At 55.1% G+C, this 21,597-nt stretch carries 22 protein-coding genes and 3 pseudogenes; 9 read left to right on the top strand and 16 right to left on the bottom strand.

Annotated elements, in window-relative coordinates; genetic code table 11:
- Window positions 1–24: 24 nt before the first annotated feature.
- Window positions 25–1,248: a methyl-accepting chemotaxis protein gene (locus tag ACA074_RS11525; RefSeq protein WP_497679317.1), complete on the bottom strand. Its 1,224-nt coding sequence runs from the start codon at window positions 1,246–1,248 to the stop codon at window positions 25–27.
- A 607-nt stretch (window positions 1,249–1,855) separates the two neighbouring features.
- A complete protein-coding gene (locus ACA074_RS11520; RefSeq protein ID WP_003225981.1) occupies window positions 1,856–2,260 on the bottom strand; it encodes a TraR/DksA family transcriptional regulator in 405 nt (134 codons plus the stop codon).
- A 401-nt stretch (window positions 2,261–2,661) separates the two neighbouring features.
- On the opposite strand from ACA074_RS11520, the pseudogene ACA074_RS11515 reads away from it, so the two are divergent.
- A pseudogene (locus tag ACA074_RS11515) lies at window positions 2,662–3,562 on the top strand (MurR/RpiR family transcriptional regulator).
- Window positions 3,563–3,600: 38 nt separating this feature from the next.
- Here the strand turns inward: ACA074_RS11515 and ACA074_RS11510 are convergent.
- On the bottom strand, window positions 3,601–4,866 hold the full coding sequence (locus ACA074_RS11510; RefSeq protein ID WP_497679046.1) for a hypothetical protein: 1,266 nt from the start codon (window positions 4,864–4,866) through the stop codon (window positions 3,601–3,603).
- Window positions 4,867–5,219: 353 nt separating this feature from the next.
- Here ACA074_RS11510 and ACA074_RS11505 point away from each other — a divergent pair, with 353 nt between their 5' ends.
- Together ACA074_RS11505 and ACA074_RS11500 are read left to right on the top strand one after the other, a co-directional pair.
- Window positions 5,220–5,825 (top strand): glutathione S-transferase, encoded by a 606-nt coding sequence (locus ACA074_RS11505; protein ID WP_497679045.1) that lies wholly within the window; start codon window positions 5,220–5,222, stop codon window positions 5,823–5,825.
- A gap of 2 nt (window positions 5,826–5,827) precedes the next feature.
- The gene (locus ACA074_RS11500; protein ID WP_497679044.1) at window positions 5,828–6,934 is read left to right on the top strand and encodes a DNA alkylation repair protein; all 1,107 of its coding nucleotides are present in this window, start codon (window positions 5,828–5,830) and stop codon (window positions 6,932–6,934) included.
- Between the two features lie 155 nt (window positions 6,935–7,089).
- On the opposite strand, the gene ACA074_RS11495 is transcribed toward ACA074_RS11500, so the two are convergent.
- The 6 genes and pseudogenes from ACA074_RS11495 to ACA074_RS11470 all read right to left on the bottom strand — a co-directional run.
- Complete coding sequence (locus ACA074_RS11495; RefSeq protein WP_497679043.1) at window positions 7,090–7,953, bottom strand: hypothetical protein; 864 nt, start codon at window positions 7,951–7,953, stop codon at window positions 7,090–7,092.
- Window positions 7,954–8,588: 635 nt separating this feature from the next.
- Window positions 8,589–9,140 carry a GNAT family N-acetyltransferase gene (locus ACA074_RS11490; protein WP_497679042.1) on the bottom strand — a complete coding sequence of 184 codons (552 nt, stop codon included), beginning with the start codon at window positions 9,138–9,140 and terminating at the stop codon, window positions 8,589–8,591.
- A gap of 4 nt (window positions 9,141–9,144) precedes the next feature.
- The gene (locus tag ACA074_RS11485) at window positions 9,145–9,882 is read right to left on the bottom strand and encodes a hypothetical protein (protein ID WP_497679041.1); all 738 of its coding nucleotides are present in this window, start codon (window positions 9,880–9,882) and stop codon (window positions 9,145–9,147) included.
- Complete coding sequence (locus tag ACA074_RS11480; RefSeq protein WP_497679040.1) at window positions 9,879–10,628, bottom strand: hypothetical protein; 750 nt, start codon at window positions 10,626–10,628, stop codon at window positions 9,879–9,881. The genes ACA074_RS11485 and ACA074_RS11480 overlap by 4 nt, the downstream gene beginning before the upstream one ends.
- Before the next feature lie 4 nt (window positions 10,629–10,632).
- Window positions 10,633–11,250 (bottom strand): hypothetical protein, encoded by a 618-nt coding sequence (locus tag ACA074_RS11475; RefSeq protein WP_497679039.1) that lies wholly within the window; start codon window positions 11,248–11,250, stop codon window positions 10,633–10,635.
- Between the two features lie 949 nt (window positions 11,251–12,199).
- Window positions 12,200–12,346: pseudogene (locus ACA074_RS11470) on the bottom strand (cupin domain-containing protein); the annotation flags it as partial.
- A gap of 74 nt (window positions 12,347–12,420) precedes the next feature.
- Between ACA074_RS11470 and ACA074_RS11465 the strand changes: the two are divergent.
- The gene (locus ACA074_RS11465; RefSeq protein WP_497679038.1) at window positions 12,421–12,843 is read left to right on the top strand and encodes a DUF4952 domain-containing protein; all 423 of its coding nucleotides are present in this window, start codon (window positions 12,421–12,423) and stop codon (window positions 12,841–12,843) included.
- 55 nt (window positions 12,844–12,898) lie between these two features.
- Here the strand turns inward: ACA074_RS11465 and ACA074_RS11460 are convergent.
- The 7 genes and pseudogenes from ACA074_RS11460 to ACA074_RS11430 all read right to left on the bottom strand — a co-directional run.
- Window positions 12,899–13,378, bottom strand: a pseudogene (locus tag ACA074_RS11460) (DUF2235 domain-containing protein); the annotation flags it as partial.
- A gap of 139 nt (window positions 13,379–13,517) precedes the next feature.
- Entirely contained in the window at window positions 13,518–13,880 is a 363-nt protein-coding gene (locus tag ACA074_RS11455) for a DUF6124 family protein (protein ID WP_497679037.1), read from the bottom strand.
- A 451-nt stretch (window positions 13,881–14,331) separates the two neighbouring features.
- Complete coding sequence (locus tag ACA074_RS11450; protein ID WP_497679036.1) at window positions 14,332–14,853, bottom strand: GNAT family N-acetyltransferase; 522 nt, start codon at window positions 14,851–14,853, stop codon at window positions 14,332–14,334.
- A 96-nt stretch (window positions 14,854–14,949) separates the two neighbouring features.
- Window positions 14,950–15,549 carry a hypothetical protein gene (locus ACA074_RS11445; protein WP_497679035.1) on the bottom strand — a complete coding sequence of 200 codons (600 nt, stop codon included), beginning with the start codon at window positions 15,547–15,549 and terminating at the stop codon, window positions 14,950–14,952.
- Window positions 15,550–15,677: 128 nt separating this feature from the next.
- Window positions 15,678–16,157 carry a GNAT family N-acetyltransferase gene (locus ACA074_RS11440; RefSeq protein ID WP_497679034.1) on the bottom strand — a complete coding sequence of 160 codons (480 nt, stop codon included), beginning with the start codon at window positions 16,155–16,157 and terminating at the stop codon, window positions 15,678–15,680.
- 13 nt (window positions 16,158–16,170) lie between these two features.
- Entirely contained in the window at window positions 16,171–16,386 is a 216-nt protein-coding gene (locus ACA074_RS11435) for a DUF4287 domain-containing protein (RefSeq protein WP_497679033.1), read from the bottom strand.
- Between the two features lie 182 nt (window positions 16,387–16,568).
- A complete protein-coding gene (locus ACA074_RS11430) occupies window positions 16,569–17,123 on the bottom strand; it encodes a cytochrome b (protein ID WP_187680281.1) in 555 nt (184 codons plus the stop codon).
- 209 nt (window positions 17,124–17,332) lie between these two features.
- Between ACA074_RS11430 and ACA074_RS11425 the strand changes: the two genes are divergently transcribed.
- Genes ACA074_RS11425 through ACA074_RS11405 form a run of 5 tightly spaced genes read left to right on the top strand, consistent with a single transcriptional unit; the run spans window position 17,333 to window position 21,589 of the window.
- Window positions 17,333–18,010 (top strand): thermostable hemolysin, encoded by a 678-nt coding sequence (locus ACA074_RS11425; protein WP_401265471.1) that lies wholly within the window; start codon window positions 17,333–17,335, stop codon window positions 18,008–18,010.
- The gene (locus tag ACA074_RS11420) at window positions 18,000–19,481 is read left to right on the top strand and encodes an AMP-binding protein (RefSeq protein ID WP_497679032.1); all 1,482 of its coding nucleotides are present in this window, start codon (window positions 18,000–18,002) and stop codon (window positions 19,479–19,481) included. Before ACA074_RS11425 ends, ACA074_RS11420 begins: the two co-directional genes overlap by 11 nt.
- The gene (locus ACA074_RS11415) at window positions 19,478–20,152 is read left to right on the top strand and encodes an iron-containing redox enzyme family protein (RefSeq protein WP_497679031.1); all 675 of its coding nucleotides are present in this window, start codon (window positions 19,478–19,480) and stop codon (window positions 20,150–20,152) included. The genes ACA074_RS11420 and ACA074_RS11415 overlap by 4 nt, the downstream gene beginning before the upstream one ends.
- Window positions 20,139–20,948 (top strand): SDR family oxidoreductase, encoded by an 810-nt coding sequence (locus ACA074_RS11410; RefSeq protein ID WP_497679030.1) that lies wholly within the window; start codon window positions 20,139–20,141, stop codon window positions 20,946–20,948. Before ACA074_RS11415 ends, ACA074_RS11410 begins: the two co-directional genes overlap by 14 nt.
- Complete coding sequence (locus ACA074_RS11405) at window positions 20,945–21,589, top strand: tetratricopeptide repeat protein (protein WP_187680276.1); 645 nt, start codon at window positions 20,945–20,947, stop codon at window positions 21,587–21,589. The genes ACA074_RS11410 and ACA074_RS11405 overlap by 4 nt, the downstream gene beginning before the upstream one ends.
- The last annotated feature ends 8 nt before the right edge of the window (window positions 21,590–21,597 follow it).

Here is a 21,597-nt window from a genome sequence, read left to right as displayed (position 1 = left end):
CATTGCATCAATCGCAACAATCGATCAGCGCGGGCTTTCCGGTTTATAGCCCAAACGCAATCCGCCCCAGTGCCGACCCTTGATCGTGATCGGCACCGACAAGTCGTGCATCAACTCACCGGTATCGCGCGTGTAAGTCTGCAACAACACCGGTTGCTGATGACTGCCACAGCGAATCCCGGTGCGGTCGGCAAACTTGCGTTTAGTGCGATTGTTAACCGCATCGACCTGCACATCCCCGGTCAACGGCTGACTGAACACCTGATTGTGCGTCGGCACGTAACCCTGCTGTGTGCAGGCAATGGCGAACACCAATCCCTCATGACGCGGCAGCAACGGCTCCTGAATCGCCGGCAGCACCTGATCGGTGTAACGATCAAAACGAGTTTGAAATTTCGCCGGTTGCGTATTCGCGATCGGCTGATACTGACGGTCGAACAAATCGTCGAGGCTGATCCGCCCTTGCTCGATATCCGCCTCGAAACGCGCGGCAATCTGGCTCGCCCCTTCGCGCGCCAAGTCATAGATGCGCTGGTGATAGTCATCCAGCCCGACTTCGGCCAGACGCTCACTGATGGTTTCCGCCTGCCCTTCCATCTGCACCGCCGCTTCGGCGAGGCGACGGGTCTGCTGATCGCTGACCGCCAGATCGCTGCGCATCTGCTCGATGGCTTTGAACAGACTGTCGAGTTGCTCGCGGTTGGTCTCCGCACCCCGGGCGATCTCGCCGACCTGACTTTCCACCCCCGCCGCCAATCGCGCGATATTCTCCAGGTGCTGGCCGGTGTGTTCGACCTGTTCGACGCCGCTGCTCAAATCGCTGGACAGTTCGCGGATCTGCTCCACAACCTGGGCGGTGCGCTGTTGAATGTCAGCGACCATCTCGCCGACCTCGCCCGTCGCCGACGCCGTTCGCGCCGCCAAGCCGCGCACCTCATCCGCCACCACTGCAAATCCGCGACCGTGCTCACCGGCCCGCGCCGCTTCAATCGCCGCGTTCAACGCCAGCAGATTGGTCTGGCTGGCAATCGACTGAATCACCAGCGTCACCCGCTGAATATCATCGCTGCGCAGACTCAAGGCCTCGATCAATTCACGGCTGGCATTGGCGCGCTGACTGAGCTGATGCATGCGCGAGATCGAATCGACCAATTCGGTTCGCCCCGCTGCACTGCTGTGATGCGCCTCGCTGGCAGCGGCCAACGCTTCACGGCTGAGCTGCGAAGTGGCGTGTTCAGTGGCGATCATCACCTCGGCATTGCTGACAATCCGCGCTGCCGCATCGAGTTGCGATTCAAGTTTGCTCGCCAGTTCCTTGACCGAAAACGCCACCCCGGCCGCCGACAAGGCGTTATGGCTGGTGGTGTAGGAAAGATCGCGAGTGAGTTCGGAAATCGCACTACCGGAGTCGGCAGGCGTTACATCGGGGACGGCTCGGGAGCGCAGGCGCGGCAGCCAGACAATCAGCACCGCCAAGGGCATGCCGACATAAAGCGACCATCCACCCAGCGTCATGCCGGCGAGCAACAGCATCAGGGCGATGCTTTGCAGAGTCGGTGCGACCCAGCGGTTTTTTGGCAAAAGCACTGGTGCAGGCAAAGCCCCAACCAGAGATCCGTCTCTCGTCATATCAACACCCCACGCTTGTTCTCATTATTGTGACTGCATTAAACGCCACTACAACGCCATTATCTATGGTCCGTTAGTCGTGGGGTCTTGCAGCAGGTCAATGGAACGGCTCGGGATATCGCAGACGAGCAAAAACAAAGATCGCAGCCCCTGCAACCCCATATAGGAGCTGCCGAAGGCTGCGATCTTTTCAGAACGACCCGCAATCGGCGGGTCGCCTCAGGAATCAGGCCTGACGCTGGTGCTTGTCGATCTGCTCGTGACGCTCTTGAGCTTCGATGCAGTACTTGGTGGTCGGGCTGATCAGCAGGCGTTTCAGGCCAATGGCCTCGCCGCTGTCGTCGCACCAGCCAAAGCTGTCTTCCTTGATGCGCTCAAGGGCTTGTTCCAATTGCGGCAGCATGCGCTGGTCGCGATCGATCGCGTTTACCAGCCAGGTGCGCTCTTCTTCAACCGAAGCCGCGTCCGCCGGGTCAGCCGGGGTGTCCAGGCTTTCGATGGCGATACGGTTTTGCTCAATGCGCTCGTGGGTTTCGACTTTCATGTTCTGCAACAGCTCAGTGAAGAAAGCGTGTTGCTCTGCATTCATGTAGTCATCTGCCGGCATCGCCAGCAACTTGTCCTTTGTCATTGATATCTCTATAAAAAAACGTGCATTAAGGCGAAATAGGGAGCGTTCCGGCGAACCGTGTCCGGTCGACGAAAAGGCATCGTTTATTGCAAACGCCACCCGGCACTCAATTTACGAGGGGCGGCAGTCTAAGGCCCGTTTCAGGCATCAGCAACTGTAAATACAGGGAATTTGTCCGACAAAGCCCGGAAACTGCTCTGACACAAGCTTCACAACGGTCATCGGAGTGCGTTTATAGCAAGAAATTCAGTCGAGCGGCTGTATATAGAAGACAAACGGCTAACAGAACAGTATCAGATCGCCTTTTTTTCATGCGCCAGTGCATCGTTTCAGCAAAGCAGACCCGGCAAAGCCCCACTAATATCAGGCCAAACCAGCACGCTGCGCCCAAAGGATGACTTATGCCAAGCCCCGATCTGCCGGCCTCCGACGAGCCCACCCTCGCCAGCCCCCCGATCAATGCCGAGCGTCTGCTGCAACTGATCACCGAAGAATACGAAGCCCTGCCGCGCCAACTCAAACGCATCGCCACCTACATGAGCCAGCAGAGTGACCGGATCATGGTCGACCGCATCAGCGACATCGCCCGCGAGTGCGAAGTGCACCCGTCCGCCATCGTGCGTTTCTCGCAGCGCTTCGGTTTCAGCGGCTTCAGTGAAATGCAGGCACTGTTCCGCACCGCCTACACCCACAAAGCCTCGCCGGTGCAGAACTACCAGCAACGTATCCGCAACATGATCGCCGACCAGTCGCAGCAAGCCAGCGACGGCGACCTCGCCCGCGAACGTATCGACGCCACCCGCGCCGGCATCGAACGCCTGGGCCGCGAACTCGACGACATTGCCTTCGCGTCGACCTGATCACCAACGCTGACAACATCTATGTCGTCGGCGTGCGCCGCTCCTTCGCCGTCGCCGACTACCTCGTTTACAACTTGCAACACACGCAGAAGCGTATTCACCTGGTTCCGGGCTTTGCGGTAGCTATCGCGAGCAGATGCGTAGCGTCCGCGCGGGCGATCTGGTCATCGCCATCAGCTTCACCCCCTACGCCAAGGAAACCCAACACTGCCTGCGCTACGTCCGCCAGCAACAGGCCAACCCCCTGATCATCACCGACAGCCACCTCTCGCCACTGGCCAAACGAGCGAACAGCGTGTTGCTGGTGAATGAAGGCAGCGCCCTCGCCTTTCGCTCGCTGAGCGCGACGTTGTGCCTGTGCCAGGCGTTGTTCGTGGCCGTGGCCTATCGGCTGGAATTGAATGTCGATGAGATTCACGAACAAGCCGGATTCGACGAATAAAGGATTGTGGCGAATACCTGGTACTCGCCACCGACTAGCTACTCCTTCTTCGACGATTTGAGCATTATTCCCGGAAACTGCAATGGCCCGGTCACACTGCCGTTATCCGTCTGTGGGGGTTTTGTAACGGACATTGCGGCAATGTTGAAGTGTATGCCCCGATAACCAATCACTACGGGTTCGGCAAACGCTTGTCGCAACGTGATTCCCAGTGCTGATGATTTGACGACTGAACCCGTGACGCCCGGCATGTCGGGAACGATCTGACTTACCTTCGTCCTCAGTTGCTCATTTACCTGAACCAACTCGGCGTTGATGCGGGCAATTTCTGACGCCTTCCCGCCGCCCGATTGCGCTGCGTTCTCCACTTTGGGCTGAGCCCCGGCTACCGCAGGTTTCGGTTCTTCTGGCTTAGGCTTGGCTGGTTCCTCAGCAGCGGGTTGCTCTTCAGGCTTTTGGCCAGTCAATTTTCCAAGTTGCGCTTGAAGAGATTTTTTCTTCTCACTCAACTCCACCATCGACAATGTGACGGCGGAAAACGTACCACTCATACCGTCTTCAGACGACACCATTACATCCAGTGCCCTGGTCATAAACACATCAGTGACAAATACCAAAACTGGCGAGGTAGCATTAGTTTTGTTGACCTGTGCAGCCTGCAATTGATCGGCAGCGTCGCGCATTCTTTGTAGATCATCTTCGGTATAGCGTTTGGCGGTCTCCGCATCGAACAATTTTCTGGCAGGGAGATACATCGCACCGTAAGTTTCAGCACTCGGTACCGAATAAGAAACACTGTACTTGGAGCGCCGCCCAAATCCCAAAGCGGCCCCAATCGCGCTGCTAGTCACGTTGACTCCTATATCACTCTCCGCCAGAGAAGCAAATGTGAGTCCCGGAAACGCCACCAGACTGTTAACTTGTTTTTGGTTTATCGTCATAGGGATCAAGGCGCGAGTCGTTACCGCACCGCTGCCCGACCCATCATCGTAAGTAGCCATCGACTGGAAACTGTGCCTGGGCCGAGATTCGACAATCGCCGCATCTATGTTGATGTAATCGAATTTTGTTGAGGCCAACACATAGTCAGCCGTCGAAATTTTTTCACCGACTTTTACTGCTCGTGCAATGAACAAATCCCCTACCTCTACGTTAGTCCGTGGGGGATAAATCGCTTTAATCCCGAGCTGTTCTGTATTCGTTGTCCAATTCTCCGCCACAACTCCAGGAGCCGGCTTCGAACTCCCACACCCCGCCAACCCCGCCCCCATCAGACAAAACATCAAATGCTTAGAAGCTTTCATGCGATCACCCTCCCTGCAGTATCGAAAGCACGACCTGACGCATTGAATGCGCACAGGTCGGCGCCTCAACGATTTCGGGATCATGGACTACAAGGGAGTAATACAAACGAGTACTGAATCAGAGGGTCTGAGCTCGCTTAACTGTTCCATCCCTGGTCGGTGCTGGCACTTTGACTATAGATTCACTGGCGCAACTGGCAAGGCCGGTTTGGCCCTTTATTTTCGGGTGTTTCATGACCGTTACAGCTTGTGCCGGGAAGACCGGCAGTGCCGAGCAGTAGTCAATCGACAACCTTTCCCGCTACATTCGTCACCCATCGACGGTAGCAATCAGTCACGCCAAGGAGTTGCACATGAAACTGATCGGAATGCTCGACTCACCTTACGTGCGCCGCGTGGCGATCTCCGCCAAACGCCTGGACATCGACCTCGAACACGAGTCAGTCTCGGTGTTCCGCCACTTCGAGCAATTCCAGCAGATCAACCCGGTGGTCAAGGCCCCCACACTGATCCTCGACGACGGCGTCGTCCTCATGGACTCGACCCTCATTCTCGACTACCTCGAAACCGTCGCGGGCAAAAGCCTTCTGCCGAAAGAGTTGAGCCAGCGCGCCCACGCCCTGCGCCTGATCGGCCTCAGCCTCGCCGCCTGCGAAAAAGCCGTGCAGCTCTACTACGAACGCAACCTGCGCCCGGCCGACAATCAATATCAACCGTGGATCGAACGCGTCGAAGGCCAACTCGCCGCCGCCTTCACCGCCCTTGAACACGAGCTCGAAAAACACGGCCTGCCCACCGACGGCACCCTGAGCCAGGCCGGCATCAGCCTCGCCGTCGCCTGGAGCTTCACCGACCTCGTCGTCCCCGACCAAATAGATGTGGCGCGCTATCCGCACATCGCCCGATACACCGCCTACGCTGAAACGCTTGAAGCGTTCGTCAGCACGCCGATGACCTGATCATGAGCGCACCTGAAACCGCGGCACCGGCACTGAAAGAGATCTTTAACGCTGAGCGTTTGCAACACATCGCGACAGAAATGAGCGCCGTGTACCCGGCGTTTAAGGCCAAGGCGTTTTTGAAGCATGCCAATGATGGGCTGGCTGAGTTGTCGGTGATGCAGCGGATGGCGCGGGTGACTGAGAGCCTACATGCCGTGCTGCCGCTGGACTACGAAGACTCCCTCGAAGTCCTGCGCGAACTCGCCCCACGACTGGACAGCGGATTCGTCAGCATGTGCCTGCCGCACTACGTCGCCAGTTACGGCGCGCACGCCTTCGATACCTCCATGGACGCCCTGAAATACTTCACTACCTTCGGCTCCTCCGAATTCGCCATCCGCCACTTTCTGCGCAGCGACCTGGAACGCTCGCTGGAACAAATGCACGACTGGACCCAAGACGAAAACCACCACGTCCGCCGACTCGCCAGCGAAGGCAGCCGCCCTCGCCTGCCATGGTCGTTTCGGCTGGAAGCAGTGCAGGCTGACCCGCAATTGGCCGCAGGGATACTGGATCGGTTGAAAGCGGATGAGAGTTTGTACGTGCGCAAGTCCGTGGCGAATCATTTGAATGACGTGACCAAGGTGCATCCGGAGTGGGTGCTCGACACGATTGAAGGTTGGTCGCTGGAGAACAAACACACGGCGTGGATTGCGAAACATGCGTTGCGCAGCTTGATAAAACAAGGGGATTTGCGGGCGCTGACGGTGATTGGCGCTGGCGGGAAGCCTGAGGTTGAGTTGCTGGATGTGAAGGTTGAACCGGCGGTGGTGAGGCTTGGGGAAGCGATTACGTTGTCGTTTGTGGTGAAGTCGACCGTGGCTGAAGAGCAAAGGTTGGTGATTGATTATGCGATTGACTATGTGAAGGCGAATGGCGGGGTTTCGGGGAAGGTTTTCAAGTTGAAGACGGTGGTGTTGGCGGGGTTTGAGAGTGTGATTGTGGGACGGAGGCAGGTGATTAAGGATTTTACGACGCGGAAGCATTTTGTTGGGGGGCATGGGGTGAGAGTGATGGTTAATGGGGAGGTGTTGGCAGCTACCGCGTTCAACATCATTGCGGGATGACGCCCGTAGAGACTCAGTAGATCTGGCAAAGGTTGAAAAGGTGCGAAATCAAGGACGGGCCAGACTCAGCCCATAATAAGCAGCCACTCATAAAGGACTGCTATCGGCCAAAAGCGGCCAGTCGATCATGTCTGCCCAAGCACTATTATTTAGATCTAGCAGATATGCCGAATGACATCCTGAAGCTTTGTGTATAGACCGGAGAGCGCATCATCATTGCTGAATTGCACAAAGCTAATCCACCGTACGGTATTTAGGTCACCGTTGGGGCCAAATTGCGTCAGCAATCTGAAATGCAGCAATACGCCAACAGTCTTACTGTTCCTACCCTTGTGCCAGTAACGCGCAAGCGCATCTATCTGGAGCTGAGTTTCGCCATTCATTAGCTGATCGAGATGATGGGTATCCCTGACTGGCATCACCTTATCGCGCGGATTGATTATTTTGGAAAGGTCTAGCGCGATTAGCCCTCTAGCCATGGTGCTTTTGGTGCCTTCCAGCCTCCGTGTAAGCTGCTTGTTGGCATCTTTGATCGCTGCGTTTATGGAGTGAAAGAACATCGGTCTTTTGGCTTCGACGAAGAAGGTGTGGTCGTTGTGCTTAAAGCACAGATCGGCATCCGTTCCATAGATAGGCATCATCTTCGCGTAGGCGAAAAGGGCAGTGAGATAAAGCTCGAAACCTATGTTCCTTGGCCGGTTAGATGAATTGTTTACAGACTCATCGGTGGGACTGAAGGGGCCTTTCAGAAAATGACGCATTGCATGCAAGTCGGTAGGATCGCTAATGTCTGATAGACCACGATGGATCGACACCAACTCTCGTATCTCCAGCAGCACCGTGCAAACCTGCTTTGCATACTCTTGGTCTGCAAAGTCATCCCAGCGATGGACTTCGAAACGATCGGCCACTTTGGTTAGTATCTTCCGGTACTCAGCGATTCTACCGCGCGCGATGGGAAATCCTACTGACGCAACCCAGTCCACGGCAGCGTTAAAGTCAAGGGCTAACTCTTTCATTGCGTGGAGCGTTACTTGACTTTGCATATCTGACCCGGCTGGCATCCGAAAGTATGACGCAATGATAACAGTGACCGACCGATTGCCGTCTAACGTAAGAGACGACCACACTAGCAGCCCTTCTCCTCCTTCAGCTTTCGGCCAATAGCGGACAGACAAGTAAATACTCCCTCTGCCTTAACGTTTTGTACCAAACAGGGCCAGAGCAACTCCTCCTAGAACGATCAGTGACGCTATCACAATGCGAGTCGTGAGTGGTTCGTCAGCAGTATCACTCCCGCAACTGATGCCTGCACCGGAACACTGAGCTGTAGGGTGGCAGCTGTCTGAGCTTGAGGCCGTTTCACAACCGCTTACCACACCACATAGCCTGCTCCAGAAGCCAGAACACCAGACGCCACGGCGTAGAAAACCCAGTCTGGGTCATGTGCTGATTCCCTTGTGTCAGCTCAATAGCAGTGGCAATTGCTATCAATGGCAGACTGCGCACGAAGTTCCCTGCTGTATCCCGAGCGGGATTTGCTGACCGCTTTCCCAAAACCGAGTAGTAGCCCCAAGTGATTCAGGCAACAGTCATGAATAGCGCGCTTTCAATAGAAGGCGCACTCCTAGAGCTTTATCGGCGGCGGCTGGCTTTATTTGCTATGCGCTGAATATTCATAAACATATTCATCGCTAGTGCACCCGTCAAAATAGTCAGCATCTTTAATGAAGTCTTTCCTCTCAAACCCAAGGCTTTCTAGGAATTTGTAGGATTTTATATTCCTTGTGTCAACGTGCGCAGTGATTACGGATGCCGTAAAATTTATACTCATGAACTCTATTAGTAGCGAAATGGTATCTGTTGCTATTTTTCTTCTTTGGTATTCTGGGAAAACTTCATAGGCAATATAGTTGTGCCCGCCATGCTGGATTGTTGCCTGAATGGTGCCAACATAGCGATTTAAATTTGTGTCGAAAATTGCATAATTTAGCCAGACTTCATCTTCAGAGGGGGACTTTCTCTGAGACCATTTCAAGTATTTTTTTCTTAAATCAGATATTGATTTTGGGGGGGATTGTGGGATGTAGGTGTAGAGCTCTTCCGCTTGTAGGTCTTGAAAAAGTAAGTCGGCATGTTTTTCGGTTATTGGCTCTAAGATATAATTTTTTATCGCTAGTGATTTTTCAAATATTTCCATGTTCATGACGCTATACCTCGCTCGGGCGAAAACTGATTAATAAGGAGGATGTTTCCTCACTTTCGCCAATCTTGGTTCTTCCGTGGAGTACAGCTGCCCCGAAGAATATCGCTATCTCTCCCGGCTTCAGTTGATAATTAAATCGGGGTTTGTTTGGCCAATAAATAAAGCTCGATGATAGATTGCATTTATTGCCGGCTTTGGGTGTCTGCTTTAGGCCGACCATGGCGGTAATGCTGGTGAATGCATTATCAACATGTGGGCGGCTATGTTGGCCTTTCTTGTTATAGTATAAATAATTGGTGACGAAGCTTTGAAGCGAGGCTCCTGCATATTTGGTGACAAGTTGATAGAGTTCTTCTGAAGTGGCGAGCTTTTCTGCGTGCGTATTGCCTTTTGGGGTTTCAACTTGGTAAATGTATTGATCTAGATTTTTATAGGAATTCGGCTGGAATTGCTCTGATTCCAAGAGAAGCTTATCGAGAAAGCGTTCGCTCATGAAATTAGGGCGTCCTTTATATGCGAGGCCATATTCAGGTATACGATCTTTGTAGCTATGAATCTCCACTAAGCTTTCTAGTAGCAAATTGAATCTGGCGGTGTTTTTTTGGTCAATCACGCCATCGTCCGATATAATTTTAGCTGCCTCTAAAGAGATCCTGTACTTTAGGGCGTCTATTTCATTATCATTTAATTGCCTTGCAAATGATCGAATTAGGCATGCTCTCTCAGTGGCATTTTTATTCATGAGCTGATTTCTTTATCGCAAATATTGAATCCGATTGTAAGTAGGCATACGTTTTCATCCTCTATAATAATAGATCGCGAGTGAATTACCGCGCCGCCATACATTAGCATAACCTCTCCAATGTCGAGTCGATGGCTCTCCGTTGCGCTGCTTTCTGGGAAGATTAAAGTTGCGCTTCTACTTTCATTGTCCTTGCAGTCATGTTTCAGCATTAGCATCATGTTTATCGAGAACACATCTGTATCCACATGAGGCTTAATTCCAAGTCCGGGTTTGTCGTAATACAGGTAGCTGGCTACTCCTGTGGCTTTTATTTTTTCTCTGACTTTTTGCTCGACAAATTTAATTAGCGATTCATCAACGGATAGTTGATCTGCGTACCTACCCCCGCATCCCAAGTAATGATCTATTCTATCTAGAGGTTCTAGCCTCCTAGTTTCTGATTCTCTTTGCAGGTTGAGCAGGGTGTTGCCTTTCAACCAGTCTGGAAAGCCTCTGAAAATAACTCCATTTCTAGGGATAGATCTACAATTAGGGGAGATTGCTCTTAGTGTTGCGGCCAGATGGTTGAAGTTTTTTTCTGAAAATTTTTCAGAAAAACTCAGATTATTGTTGTTGTCGAAATATAAGGGGATGGTTTTACTAAGTTTTCCTTTTAGAACTCTCTTCTCGTCGATTGTTAGGGTGCAGACGAATTCTGATAGTGGGTCGCTGTGTTTGGGAGCTTCTATATTTTCCGTGTTCATGGCTTTAGTTGTTGTCTTTCGTACTGTGCGACTGTTGTGGTTTCAGATGAACGTCGGCTTCAGTAGTGTGCGATTGTTGCGGTTTTAGATGAACGTCGGCTTCAGCAGTGTGAGATTGTTGTGGCTTTAGATGAACGTCGGCTTCCGTAGTGTGAGATTGTTGTGGCTTTAAATGGACATCAGAATATAGGCTGTGCGCCTGCTGTGGTTTTAGATAAATTTTTTCCTCTTCCTGTTGATTGCTGTACCTAACAGTGATTTGGGTTCCGGAATGGGCTTGCTGAGGCTTCAGGAAAACGATCACATCTTTAGGTGTCTGTGTTTGCTGTGGCTTTATAAGAATTGATATCTCTTCTCCAAAATGTGCCTGCTGAGGTTTAAGAAACACAGTGATTTCTGGGTAGTTTTCGCTGTCATCTATGGTTTGATTTTCTTCAATACCCAACAGCTCGTTGAGAGATGCCCTCTCTGTTTCTGGTAAATCGTTTGCAAATCTTGCTAGTTTTTCTTGTAAGGCTGAGTCGGCTTCTTTTTTCTTTAATTCAAACTCCCTGAGTTCCTGTATTGTCTTTTGCTTGGCCTCTGCTGCTGCAGAGCTTTCCTCTATTTTTTTGTCGCTCATATTTTATTTCCTCTTATGTTAGCCTGGTTTTTTGGGGCGACTTAAATCACTCGTACTGCCCGGATATAAATAGGCGGCAGAGTTGGGTTGGTATATTTATTCATTTAGCTTGAATAACATCCTTGTTGCAAAGTAGGCACTTGAGTGGAACTCAAGCGAGAATAGTCAGCCGTAGAAAAATGGAGTAATGCCAATGCGGCATCACAGGAGTTAAGAAGGCAGGCGGAAAAATGTCAAGTCTAACTGTCGAAAATGTTTCGAAATCACTTTCCATTGCTGGCTAGCAATGGCTAAGACTGCCCTGCCCTGCCTTGATCTGACTAACGAAGACAAGTTTTATCCATCAATGACTTAGGGCGAGGAAGGCTATAAACTCTCACGCCGTGACGCCTTGCTAGGGGCTGCTTGGGTAGCGCTTGCCCCATCACTGGCCAAAGCTGCTACCGATAAAGCACGAGGAGGAATTCATACAATCCCGGATCTCGCGCCTCAATGGAAAGACCTTGATCTTGCGGTGATTCTGTCTCAGCCTGCGGCATATTGCTCCGTAAGCCAGAACCGTTCCTGCTACGACGCCAGGTGGCGTGCAAGCCTCCGTAGGGCATAAGCAGCGGGGAAGCCTTGAGGCAACGGTCAATGTAGTCGAAGCAGCACGCCAGGCGAAGAATTTCGTGTCGTTCAACTGGATTGGGTATGAGGTATTCCGAGCTGATTATCCCAAGAATGACTTTGACCGAATGCAGTTCGCTAGTTGGACTAAAGGCCTCAATTGGTCAAAGGCTCATCAGCTTCGAGACAACGAGTTTGTGGTCAATATATAAAGCATTCCAATAACATGTGTTTTTAGCGTAGATAGACAGGTCTGGATGTGACCGCTTTTGGCCGATAGCTGCCGGTCAAGGTCAACTATTTCCAACTCAGCGTAGACATTGCACAGGATGGCGTTGGATTATATCCAGACGTCGTTCAAGGCCGTTCTTTCGCCATCTTCATGCCCGGTGTTCAAAATACCTCGTGGCTCGATCATCATCAGTTTAGCTTCACCTTTAGCAGCCGTCCGATGTTCAACGCCACGGGGTACCACATACAGTTCACCACGACTACTTAATTGATAAGCGTATGAAAGAAGGCAGAGGGAAATACATTGGCAAACTTATCGTGGAAAAATAAATGAACAGACTAACCTCCTTACTTTTTTTGATAAGTTTATCAATGCTTGCCAGCTGCGCGATGGCTAAACCTCGATGCGATGACTTTCTGGCAAAACTAAGCGACAAGCCTGTTTTTGTAGAGTACGTGGAATGCACTCAAAACAATGATGAACAGGGAAAGCCTCTCATTGCTCGGTACCGAGTAAAAGGCTCAGACGCCCTTGAGGCGGAAAAATACATGAACCGGACTTTCAACCTTCCGATGCTCCGGTTTATCTGCTGCGGCTGGGACTCAACATTTTATTCTTATCGCGATAAAAAAACGCAGCGATGGTATCTGCTCGGCATGGGATCAGAGGAGACGCCGGTGAACAAACGTAATTCGTGGTCAGAAATAAAATTCTTCAATATCACTGTATCCATCAATACCGAAGAGATCTGAGCATATTTAGTAAACGGACAGCACCGATGCTCACCTCAGGTGATGTGTCGGTGGGAACACGCCCGGCGACACTTGTCTCGCCCCGTCCGGCGCCAGCTCCGAGAGTGCTGTCTATTTCGCCTGATCGGGTGCCAATACCCTCGACATACACCATACCGAAGGCTTTCTTCCGTAAGCCTTCACCTTCAGCCGCTCGAGGGGCCTCATACAGATCACTCAGCCTTTTCACATTACTGACGTCATTACCGTAACTGCTGTCCGGATCGCTCATATACGGCTTGCAGCTGGCATCGATGTCGTTGGGTGCAATCGGATGATGCGCACCACATATCAAACCAGCGGCGGCGTTGTTCGCGTTGTTACCTGTGCCATCAAAGAAAACCCCAATCCGCAGCGCGATGCCGATTTTCTCAGGCGCGGGTGCGGGTTCTTTGCCGTGTTTTTCGTATTCCGCCCAGTGCTGGACGTGGATATCGACGGGTTTGGCTTCTTCGTAGCGACGGTTTTTCGGGGGGTTGGGGACGTAGCCGCTCAATCCTTGATTCCTTGTTCTGATCCTTGAGAACGGCCCGAAGGGTGACAGCCGAGGCTATGGGGCGCAAGGCGTGGCCGTGTGCCAGCCCGGTTGAGACAGTGGATTGTGACGAGGGTTTCCCCTCGTCTTGCTGGGTGGGTTATTTGGAGATTTCGACCTTATCCAGCGCTTGGTTGACTGCCAATTCGGCAAGCATCACGACTTGCGCGATGCCTAGCGCGTTTTTTCGGTGAGCGTTGCTGAGTGTAGCGGCGAAGTTGTTGAGCATTTCGCTGGCGGAGCCGAGGGTTTCACTGGCGTTGGCTAGCAGCGATTCGGTGTCGTACTTCGGGTTGGCGAGGAACATGCGCTCGGGTTCGGTGGTGCAGGCCATGATTTTGTCGGCGGGTTTGAGGTAGTGGTCGAGGGCGCGTTCGGCGGCTTCGTGGAATTTCTTGGAATCGGGGGATTCGTAGGGGGATGCGGGGTCGGTTTCTGGCGGGTTGGGTGTTGGTTTGAACATGGTGAAACTCCTGATTTTTCACTAGGAGCTACCAACATCACTTGCAGATGATGGGTGGCAGCTATGCGCGGGTCTGCAAGACCGGGAAACCAGGCACCCGGCAGACCCGAGGGTCTCCCGCACAAAGCCGCCATTGAGCGGACACAAATGAGTGTCCCTTGGCAGGGCTATGCGACTGGTTTTTCGGCGGGCTTGCAGACCCGATCACTGATGAGCAGTGATGGGAATCAAGTTACGGGGGGAGTTCCAGACGCACAAGCCGGCGGATTCTGGCGTAGTCGTAGCCGATGGCGCAAGACGTTGTAGGGCTCGTGTCGTTGCGTGAGGCTTCGTTTAAACAGAGTGGCTATTTGCTGTTTATTTCGTTCGGCGAGTGAGGTGGTGACTGAACTGGCGTCTTCGCGAGCAAGCTCGCTCCCACAAGGAACGCGTTGTGACCCACCTGTTTTGCTCAGGCATTACTCAGTTGAATGCGGAACACAAGGCTGTGTGCTTTGCCCGGCACGTCGTCCAGCAGTCCGAAGCGGCGCATGCCGATTTTCTCCAGAACCTTGATCGACGCGGCATGATCAGGTCTGACCAGACCGAATACTTCGGGTATGCCGAGGTGTTCGAATGCGTTGGTCAGCGCCGCTTGAGCGGCCTCGGTCGCATAGCCGTGCCCCCACGCTTCGACGGCGAAGCGATAACCGAGGTTGATCACCGGCTTGCCCAAATAGTCTTGAGCCGCAATGCCCGCGAAACCGAGGATGAACTCAGGGGCCTGTGTGCTGCTGATCACCCACCAACCATAACCATGGCTTGCCCAGTGTTGCAGCCAGCGATCCAGCAGTGCTTCGGCCTGGACGATGTGGGTCATGGGGCCGGACGGATTGAACAGGTTGGTCTGCGGGTCACCGAAAATCGCAAAAACGGCAGGCAGGTCGCGTTCTCGCGGCTGCCTGTATATCAAGCGTGATGTTGTGTCTGACATGCTCAAAACCTTGTTGAAAACGTCTCTGAATCAGCCGTTTCACGGAGGCGAGACCGCGGCAAAGATCAATAAAAAGCTGCCCTGCCTCACAAACCATTAACGCTCTGAGTCGATGTTGAACCACGGCCGAAGGTGTCCTACAAGCCTGTCTTCGGCAAAGAAACGTTCGGCGACTGCGTTGTCGGAAAACTCATCGCACCAGGAAAAACCGACGTTGCTGTCTATCAATGCCAGAGGTGCAGTTTCCTTTGGAAATACGTGTTCGATGCCAAATCGTAACTGGCAAGACGACGTTTTGGGCTTTGCCTTATTGTTTCTCGTTAGAGGTGGGTGAACGCGGCCAGCAGTGGCACGCAAAAGGTGCTGCCCCATCCGACGTCTTAAATTGGTTGCCTTACCTACGTACAAGCACGGATATGGTGCATCTGTCGGCCACCAATCGTGGTAATGCACATCGACATCAGAGCCTCCCGGCCCCTTTAAAATAATATGTCGATTAGCGCTCATTAGCTGGTCGCGGCGTCCAATCCACCAGAATGCGTAGACGCCTGCGCTCGGCGGCACAGTGGCAGCGTGATGCCTGGATACCAGATGCTCGACCCGGTGCACCGATTGTGCGTTGAGCATATGAGTAGTGAGCGACTGCCACGCTGTTTGCACTTCTACTGCTCGCTTCCTGTCGTTCAGAGTGTTCATGCTTGTTCGCTTTGTTGGTAGATCATTTACGCGACTGTCGATCACACTGCGTGCCCTTCAACCTTGATGTGGCGCCTAGCGTGACGTCATCGCGAGCAAGCCCGGCTCCCACAGGTTTGGTGGGTTGCTCAGGTTCTGCGTTTTGTCATCTGGATCAGGGCTGAACGCCCGCCGCCCGGTGCGGGGCGTTCTTCAATGCCGAACGGGACGAAGCCGAGTTTCGGGTAGAGCAGCAGGCCGGCGGTGTTTTGGTTGAAGCAGGAGATCTGCACCTCATCGGCTTGATACTTTTCGAACGCCAATGCGGTCATGGTCGTGACGATGAATCCAGCCACGCCTTGGCCGCGTGCGTTGGGCGCGACGATGACGTTGCCGATGCAGCAGATGCCGTTGTGTTCGGCTCGGTAGAAGTTGGCGAAGCCGACGATCTGGCCGTCAGCCTCAAAAGCCGTGGAGTCAAAACGTTGGCTGATCGCCGTGTGCAATTGCTCTTCCGTCAGCGGGTAGGTTGCTTTCGGGAACATGAAGAACAGCTCTTGCTCGCCTTGCGCAAAGCCGCAGACGGTTTTGACGTCTTCGGCCAACACGGGCCGGTGGGTGAAGTTCATCACTGCCCTGCCCTCACTTTTTGGCCGCTGCCAAATGATGCGCCACCAACGCATTGGCATGCCCATGGCCCATGCCATGTTCTTCCTTGAGCCACGCCACCAGTTCCATGTGCTTTTTGTCGGTGACACTGGCGAGCAGTTTCAGCCAGTGGTCGATGGGCTGACCGTACTTTTTCTCGATGGAGGGGAAGTACGAGGCCGGGCCTTTTACTTTGCTGTCTTCGGTCATGCTGCACGCTCCTTGTCGGCAAGGCCTAAGAGTGGACGCGAAGTGCGGTTCCGGCAACTATCGAGCTCTGCCAGACAACACAAAAACTGTAGGAGTGACCCTGCTCGCGATCGCGGTGGTTCAGTCAAAATCGATGCTGACTGAACAGGCGTCATCGCGAGCAAGCTCACTCCTACAGGGGGTCAGCGTGAACCTGTGCGCCCCGGCAGCATCCGCACCAACGTGTTATCCCGCACCCAATAATGGTGGAACAACCCCGCCGCCGCGTGCAAACCGATCACCCAATAACCGCTGCTGCCGATCAGTTCGTGCCAGTACTTGAGGCGTTTGGCGAGGTCCGGGTCGATGGCGACCGGCGCCGGTACGTGGAAGCCGAAGTATGGGAACGGTTTGTCGCCGGCGGCGAGCATCAGCCAGGCGAGGATCGGCGTGGCGATCATCAGGCCGTAGAGGGCCAGGTGCGTCAGGTGCGCGATGCCGGTCTGCCAGGCTGGGGGTTTGGGGGTGATCGGTGGGCGCGGGGTCAGGCGGCCGATGAGGCGCAGCCACACCAAGGCGAAGATGCTCGCGCCGAACAGGCCGTGAAAGCCCATTAGCAGGCCGCGCGCTTCGCTGCCCTTGGGCATGTAGCCTTTGATTTCGACGCAGGCATAGACGCCGACGAACAGCGCCAGCATCAGCCAGTGCATCGTGATCGAGAGTTTTCCATAACGGGTTGCGGCGTTGTCGCGGGTCATAAAGATGCGCCTCGTGATTGTCGTGGGTGACGGTCGATGCGGTCGACGGTCACGTTCCTTTGGCCGGGCGAACCGACGGTGTCACCCTGCCCGGCCAGTCTTAAGACAGTCTGAAGATCGGCTTGCAGGTTAACCTTTTTTCACCTTCAGACTTCGTTAAGAAATGGCTCGGATACTTCGCTCAAATCTTTGAGGGAGGCGTTCTGCCCATGCCCGATTTCGACTGGAACATCCCCCTGCCCCTGCATTTCGGCCAGTCCGAAACGCCGCAGATGACGCTGACCCATGCGTTGCCCGACGACGCACAACGAACGGCGTTCGAAGCGTTCATTCAGCAGCGTTTTCGCAAGGCTCACGGCGCCGATATCCGCCACTTCATGCCCGAGCTGTTCGGCATGCACAACGCCGACGGTGTGCTGAGTGCTGTGGCCGGTGTGCGCCGCGCGCATCTGGAGCCGCTGTTTCTTGAGCGCTATCTGGATGAGCCGATCGAACCGTTGATCAGCGCGGCGGCGGATCGCCCGGTGACGCGCAACGGCATCGTCGAGGTCGGCAACCTCGCCGCCAGCGACACCGGCAGTGCGCGCCTGAGCATCATCGCCATCACTTACTTGCTGGCCATGGGCGGTCTGGAATGGGTGACCTTCACCGGCAACATCGGGCTGGTCAACAGCTTCCATCGCCTCGGTTTGAAGCCAGTGACATTGTGCGCCGCGAACCCGGAGCGACTGGGTGACGAGCGTCAACATTGGGGCAGTTATTACGAAAGCAAACCTTGGGTTCACGTCGGCAACATCCGCGCCGGGTTCATCCATTTGCGCAATATCGGCCTGTTCACACGCTTGGGGCTGCCGACCTCGATTGAAGGAGCTTTCCATGTCGCTTGAACTGCAACGCTTCCAGGAAACCCTGCGCAGCCATGCCGGGCGCAATGACGGTGCGGTTGCCCTGTGGGGCGATACGCTGAAAATCGATTACACGACCCTGTACGCCGAGGTGATGTATCGCCAGGAGCGATTGCGCGATGAAAACGTGCAAGTGATTGCACTGGCGCTGGATAACGGCGTCGACGCGATGCTCTGGGATTTGGCCGTGCTGTTCGAAGGCCTGACCTGTGTGACGCTGCCGCCCTTCTTCAGCCCGGCGCAACGTGCCCATTGTCTGGAACAGAGCCAGGCCGAACGGGTGATTGCCGAGCCGGAACTGGCAGCCGAATTGCTCGCGGGCGGTTACGAGAAAAGCGGCGAGTTCTGGTGCCGCTCGTTCAGCGGCCCGAGCCGCATGCCCGCCGGCACCGCCAAACTGACGTTTACCTCCGGCACCACCGGCACACCCAAAGGCGTGTGTCTGAGCGCCGACAGTTTGTTGCGGGTGGCGCGTGAGCTGCATCAGGCGAGCGAACCCACCAATCCTGAGCATCATCTGGCCCTGCTGCCGCTGGCGATTCTGCTGGAAAACCTCGGCTGTTATGCGGCGCTGTATGCCGGTGCGATGTTGAGCCTGCCGAGCCAGAAAACCCTCGGGATTCAGGGCGCCAGCGGCGTCGATGTGCCGCGCTTGCTGGGCTATCTGGCTAGCCGTGCGCCGGAGAGTCTGATTCTGGTGCCGCAGTTGTTGCTGTTGCTGGTCAGCGCCGCCGAACAGAAAGCCTTCGCCCCCCAAAAACTGCGCTTTGCCGCTGTCGGCGGCGCACGGGTTTCCGAAGATTTGCTGCACCGCGCACAACGGGTCGGCCTGCCGGTTTTTGAAGGGTATGGTTTGTCCGAATGCGCTTCAGTGGTCTGCCTTAATCGCCCCGGTGCGCAACGTCCGGGAAGCGTTGGCCGGCCCTTGCCGCATGTTGAAGTGCGTCTGGCCGAGGATGGCGAAGTGCTGATCAAGGGCTCGCCGCTGCTGGGGTATCTGGGCGACGCGCCGCATGCCGAAGAATGGTGGCCGAGTGGCGATCTGGGCGAGTTCGATCCGGAAGGTTTTCTCTACCTCAAGGGCCGCAAGAAGCATCAGTTCGTCACCAGTTTCGGGCGCAACGTCAACCCGGAATGGGTCGAGTCGGAGCTGACCCAGCGCCGCCACATCGCCCAGGCGTTTGTTTATGGCGAGGCGATGCCGCACAACCATGCACTGCTATGGCCGCACCGCGCCGAATGCAGCGATGCAGAGCTGGCCGCCGCCGTCGCCGAAGCCAACGAAGCCTTGCCCGATTACGCCCAGGTGCATCGCTGGACACGTCTACCCCAACCCTTCAGCGCCGCCAATGGCCTGCTCACCGCCAATGGCCGCCCGCGCCGCGAAGTCATCGTCGCGCATTACCACGACCAACTGACCGAATCTGCCGTCTGCGAGGAATCCACATCATGAATTTTTTCGACACCCTGCAAGAAGCCACACAGCAGGAGCGCCACGAGTTGTTCAACCTGCCGATCATCCTTGATGCCCTGCAGGGCAAGGTCAGCCTTGAGAGCTATCGGGCATTTCTCGCCCAGGCCTATTACCACGTGCGCCACACCGTGCCGTTGATGATGGCGTGCGGTGCTCGACTGCCGACACGTCTTGAGTGGTTACGCAAAGCCGTCTGCGAGTACATCGAGGATGAATACGGCCATGAACAGTGGGTGCTCAACGACATTGCCGCGTGTGGCGGTGATCGCGATGCCGTGCGCGATGGGCAGCCGTCGCTGTCGATCGAGTTGATGGTCAGCTTCCTCTACGACCTGATCGCCCGGGGCAATCCGGTGGGTCTGTTCGGCATGGTCAATGTGCTTGAAGGCACCAGCATTGCCTTGGCCACCCACGCGGCGGGCAGTATTCGCGAGCGTCTGGCGTTGCCGGAAACGGCGTTCAGTTACTTGAGCTCCCACGGTTCGCTGGACATCGAGCACATGCAGACTTACCGCCGACTGATGAACCAACTGGAAGATCCAGAAGATCAGGCGGCGGTGATTCACGCGTCGAAAGTCGTCTATCGCCTGTACACCGACATGTTCCGTGGCTTGCCGCGCAACACGGAGGCTCAATATGCAGCTGCGTGAAGCACGTGTTGTGTTGACCGGTGCCAGTGGCGGCATCGGCATGGCCATCGCCAATGCCTTGTGCGCCGCCGGCGCGCGGGTGCTGGCCGTGGCCCGACATCAGGAAGCGCTGCTGCCGCTGCTGGAGCGTTATCCGCAAAACCTGTGCTGGGTCGCCGCCGACCTGACCTACCTCAGCGACCGACGCAAAGTGCTGGCCGCCGCCGAAGCCATCGGCGGCATCAACCTGCTGATCAACGCGGCCGGAGTCAATCACTTCGCCATGCTTGAGCAGCTCGACGACAACGACATCAACGCAATGCTGGCGGTGAACATCAGCGCGCCGATCTGCCTGACCAAGCTGTTGCTGCCAATGCTCAAGCAGGCCGACAGCGCGATGGTGGTCAACGTTGGCTCGACCTATGGCTCGATCGGCTACCCCGGTTACGCCAGTTATTGCGCGACCAAGTTTGCCCTGCGCGGGTTTTCCGAAGCGCTGCGCCGGGAGTTGGCCGACACCCGGGTCAGCGTGCTGTACGTCGCGCCACGCGCCACCCGCACGTCGATGAACAGCGCGGCAGCGCAAGCCTTGAACGATGCGCTCAAAGCCAACGTCGATGATCCGCAAACCGTCGCCGCAGCGGTGTTTCACGCGATTGCCGGAGACCGTCGCGACCTGTATCTGGGCTGGCCGGAACGTTTCTTCGTGCGCCTCAACAACCTGCTGCCGCATCTGGTTGATCGGGGTCTGCGCAAGCAGTTGCCGCTGATCCGCCGCCTCAGTGAAAAACCTGAAAACGAGACCCTCAAGCCATGAAAAAACTTTCCGCATGCCTGTTGTTGGCCGCCCTGAGTCAAAGCGTCTGGGCGCTGGACTCCGCCGATCAGCAACGCCTCACCGGCATCCAGCAGAGCTGGGCGCACATTCAATACGAAGTGGCCGAGAAACAGCGCGCCGCCGCTTTCGAGCAACTGTCCAGCGAAGCCACGGCGTTCACCACGCAACGCCCGGCCGTGGCCGAAGCCTGGATCTGGAAAGGCATCGTCACCAGCAGTTGGGCCGGTGCCGAAGGTGGGCTCGGTGCCTTGAGCAAAGCCAAGGACGCCAAGGCTGATCTGGAAAAATCCCTGACCCTCGACCCAAAGGCCTTGCAAGGTTCGGCCTACACCAGCCTCGCCGCGCTGTATGACCGCGTGCCGGGCTGGCCGATCGGTTTCGGCGACAGCGACAAGGCTGAGCAACTGCTCAAGCAGGCGCTGCAACTCAATCCCAACGGCATCGATAGCCTGTACTTCTGGGGCGATCACCTCTACCGTGAAAAACGCTACGCTGAAGCGAAAGGGGCGTTGCAAAAAGCCCTGCAAGCCGCGCCGCGTCCGGGCCGGGAAAGCGCCGACGCCGGGCGTCGCAAAGAGATCGCCGCCCTGCTGGTGGACGTCAACAAGAAACTCGACTGACAGGAGTC

The sequence above is a fragment of the Pseudomonas sp. LBUM1655 genome, from assembly GCF_059716085.1.
The sequence above is the reverse complement of the archived record's forward strand: the minus strand, read 5'-3'. Positions and strand labels throughout refer to the sequence as shown.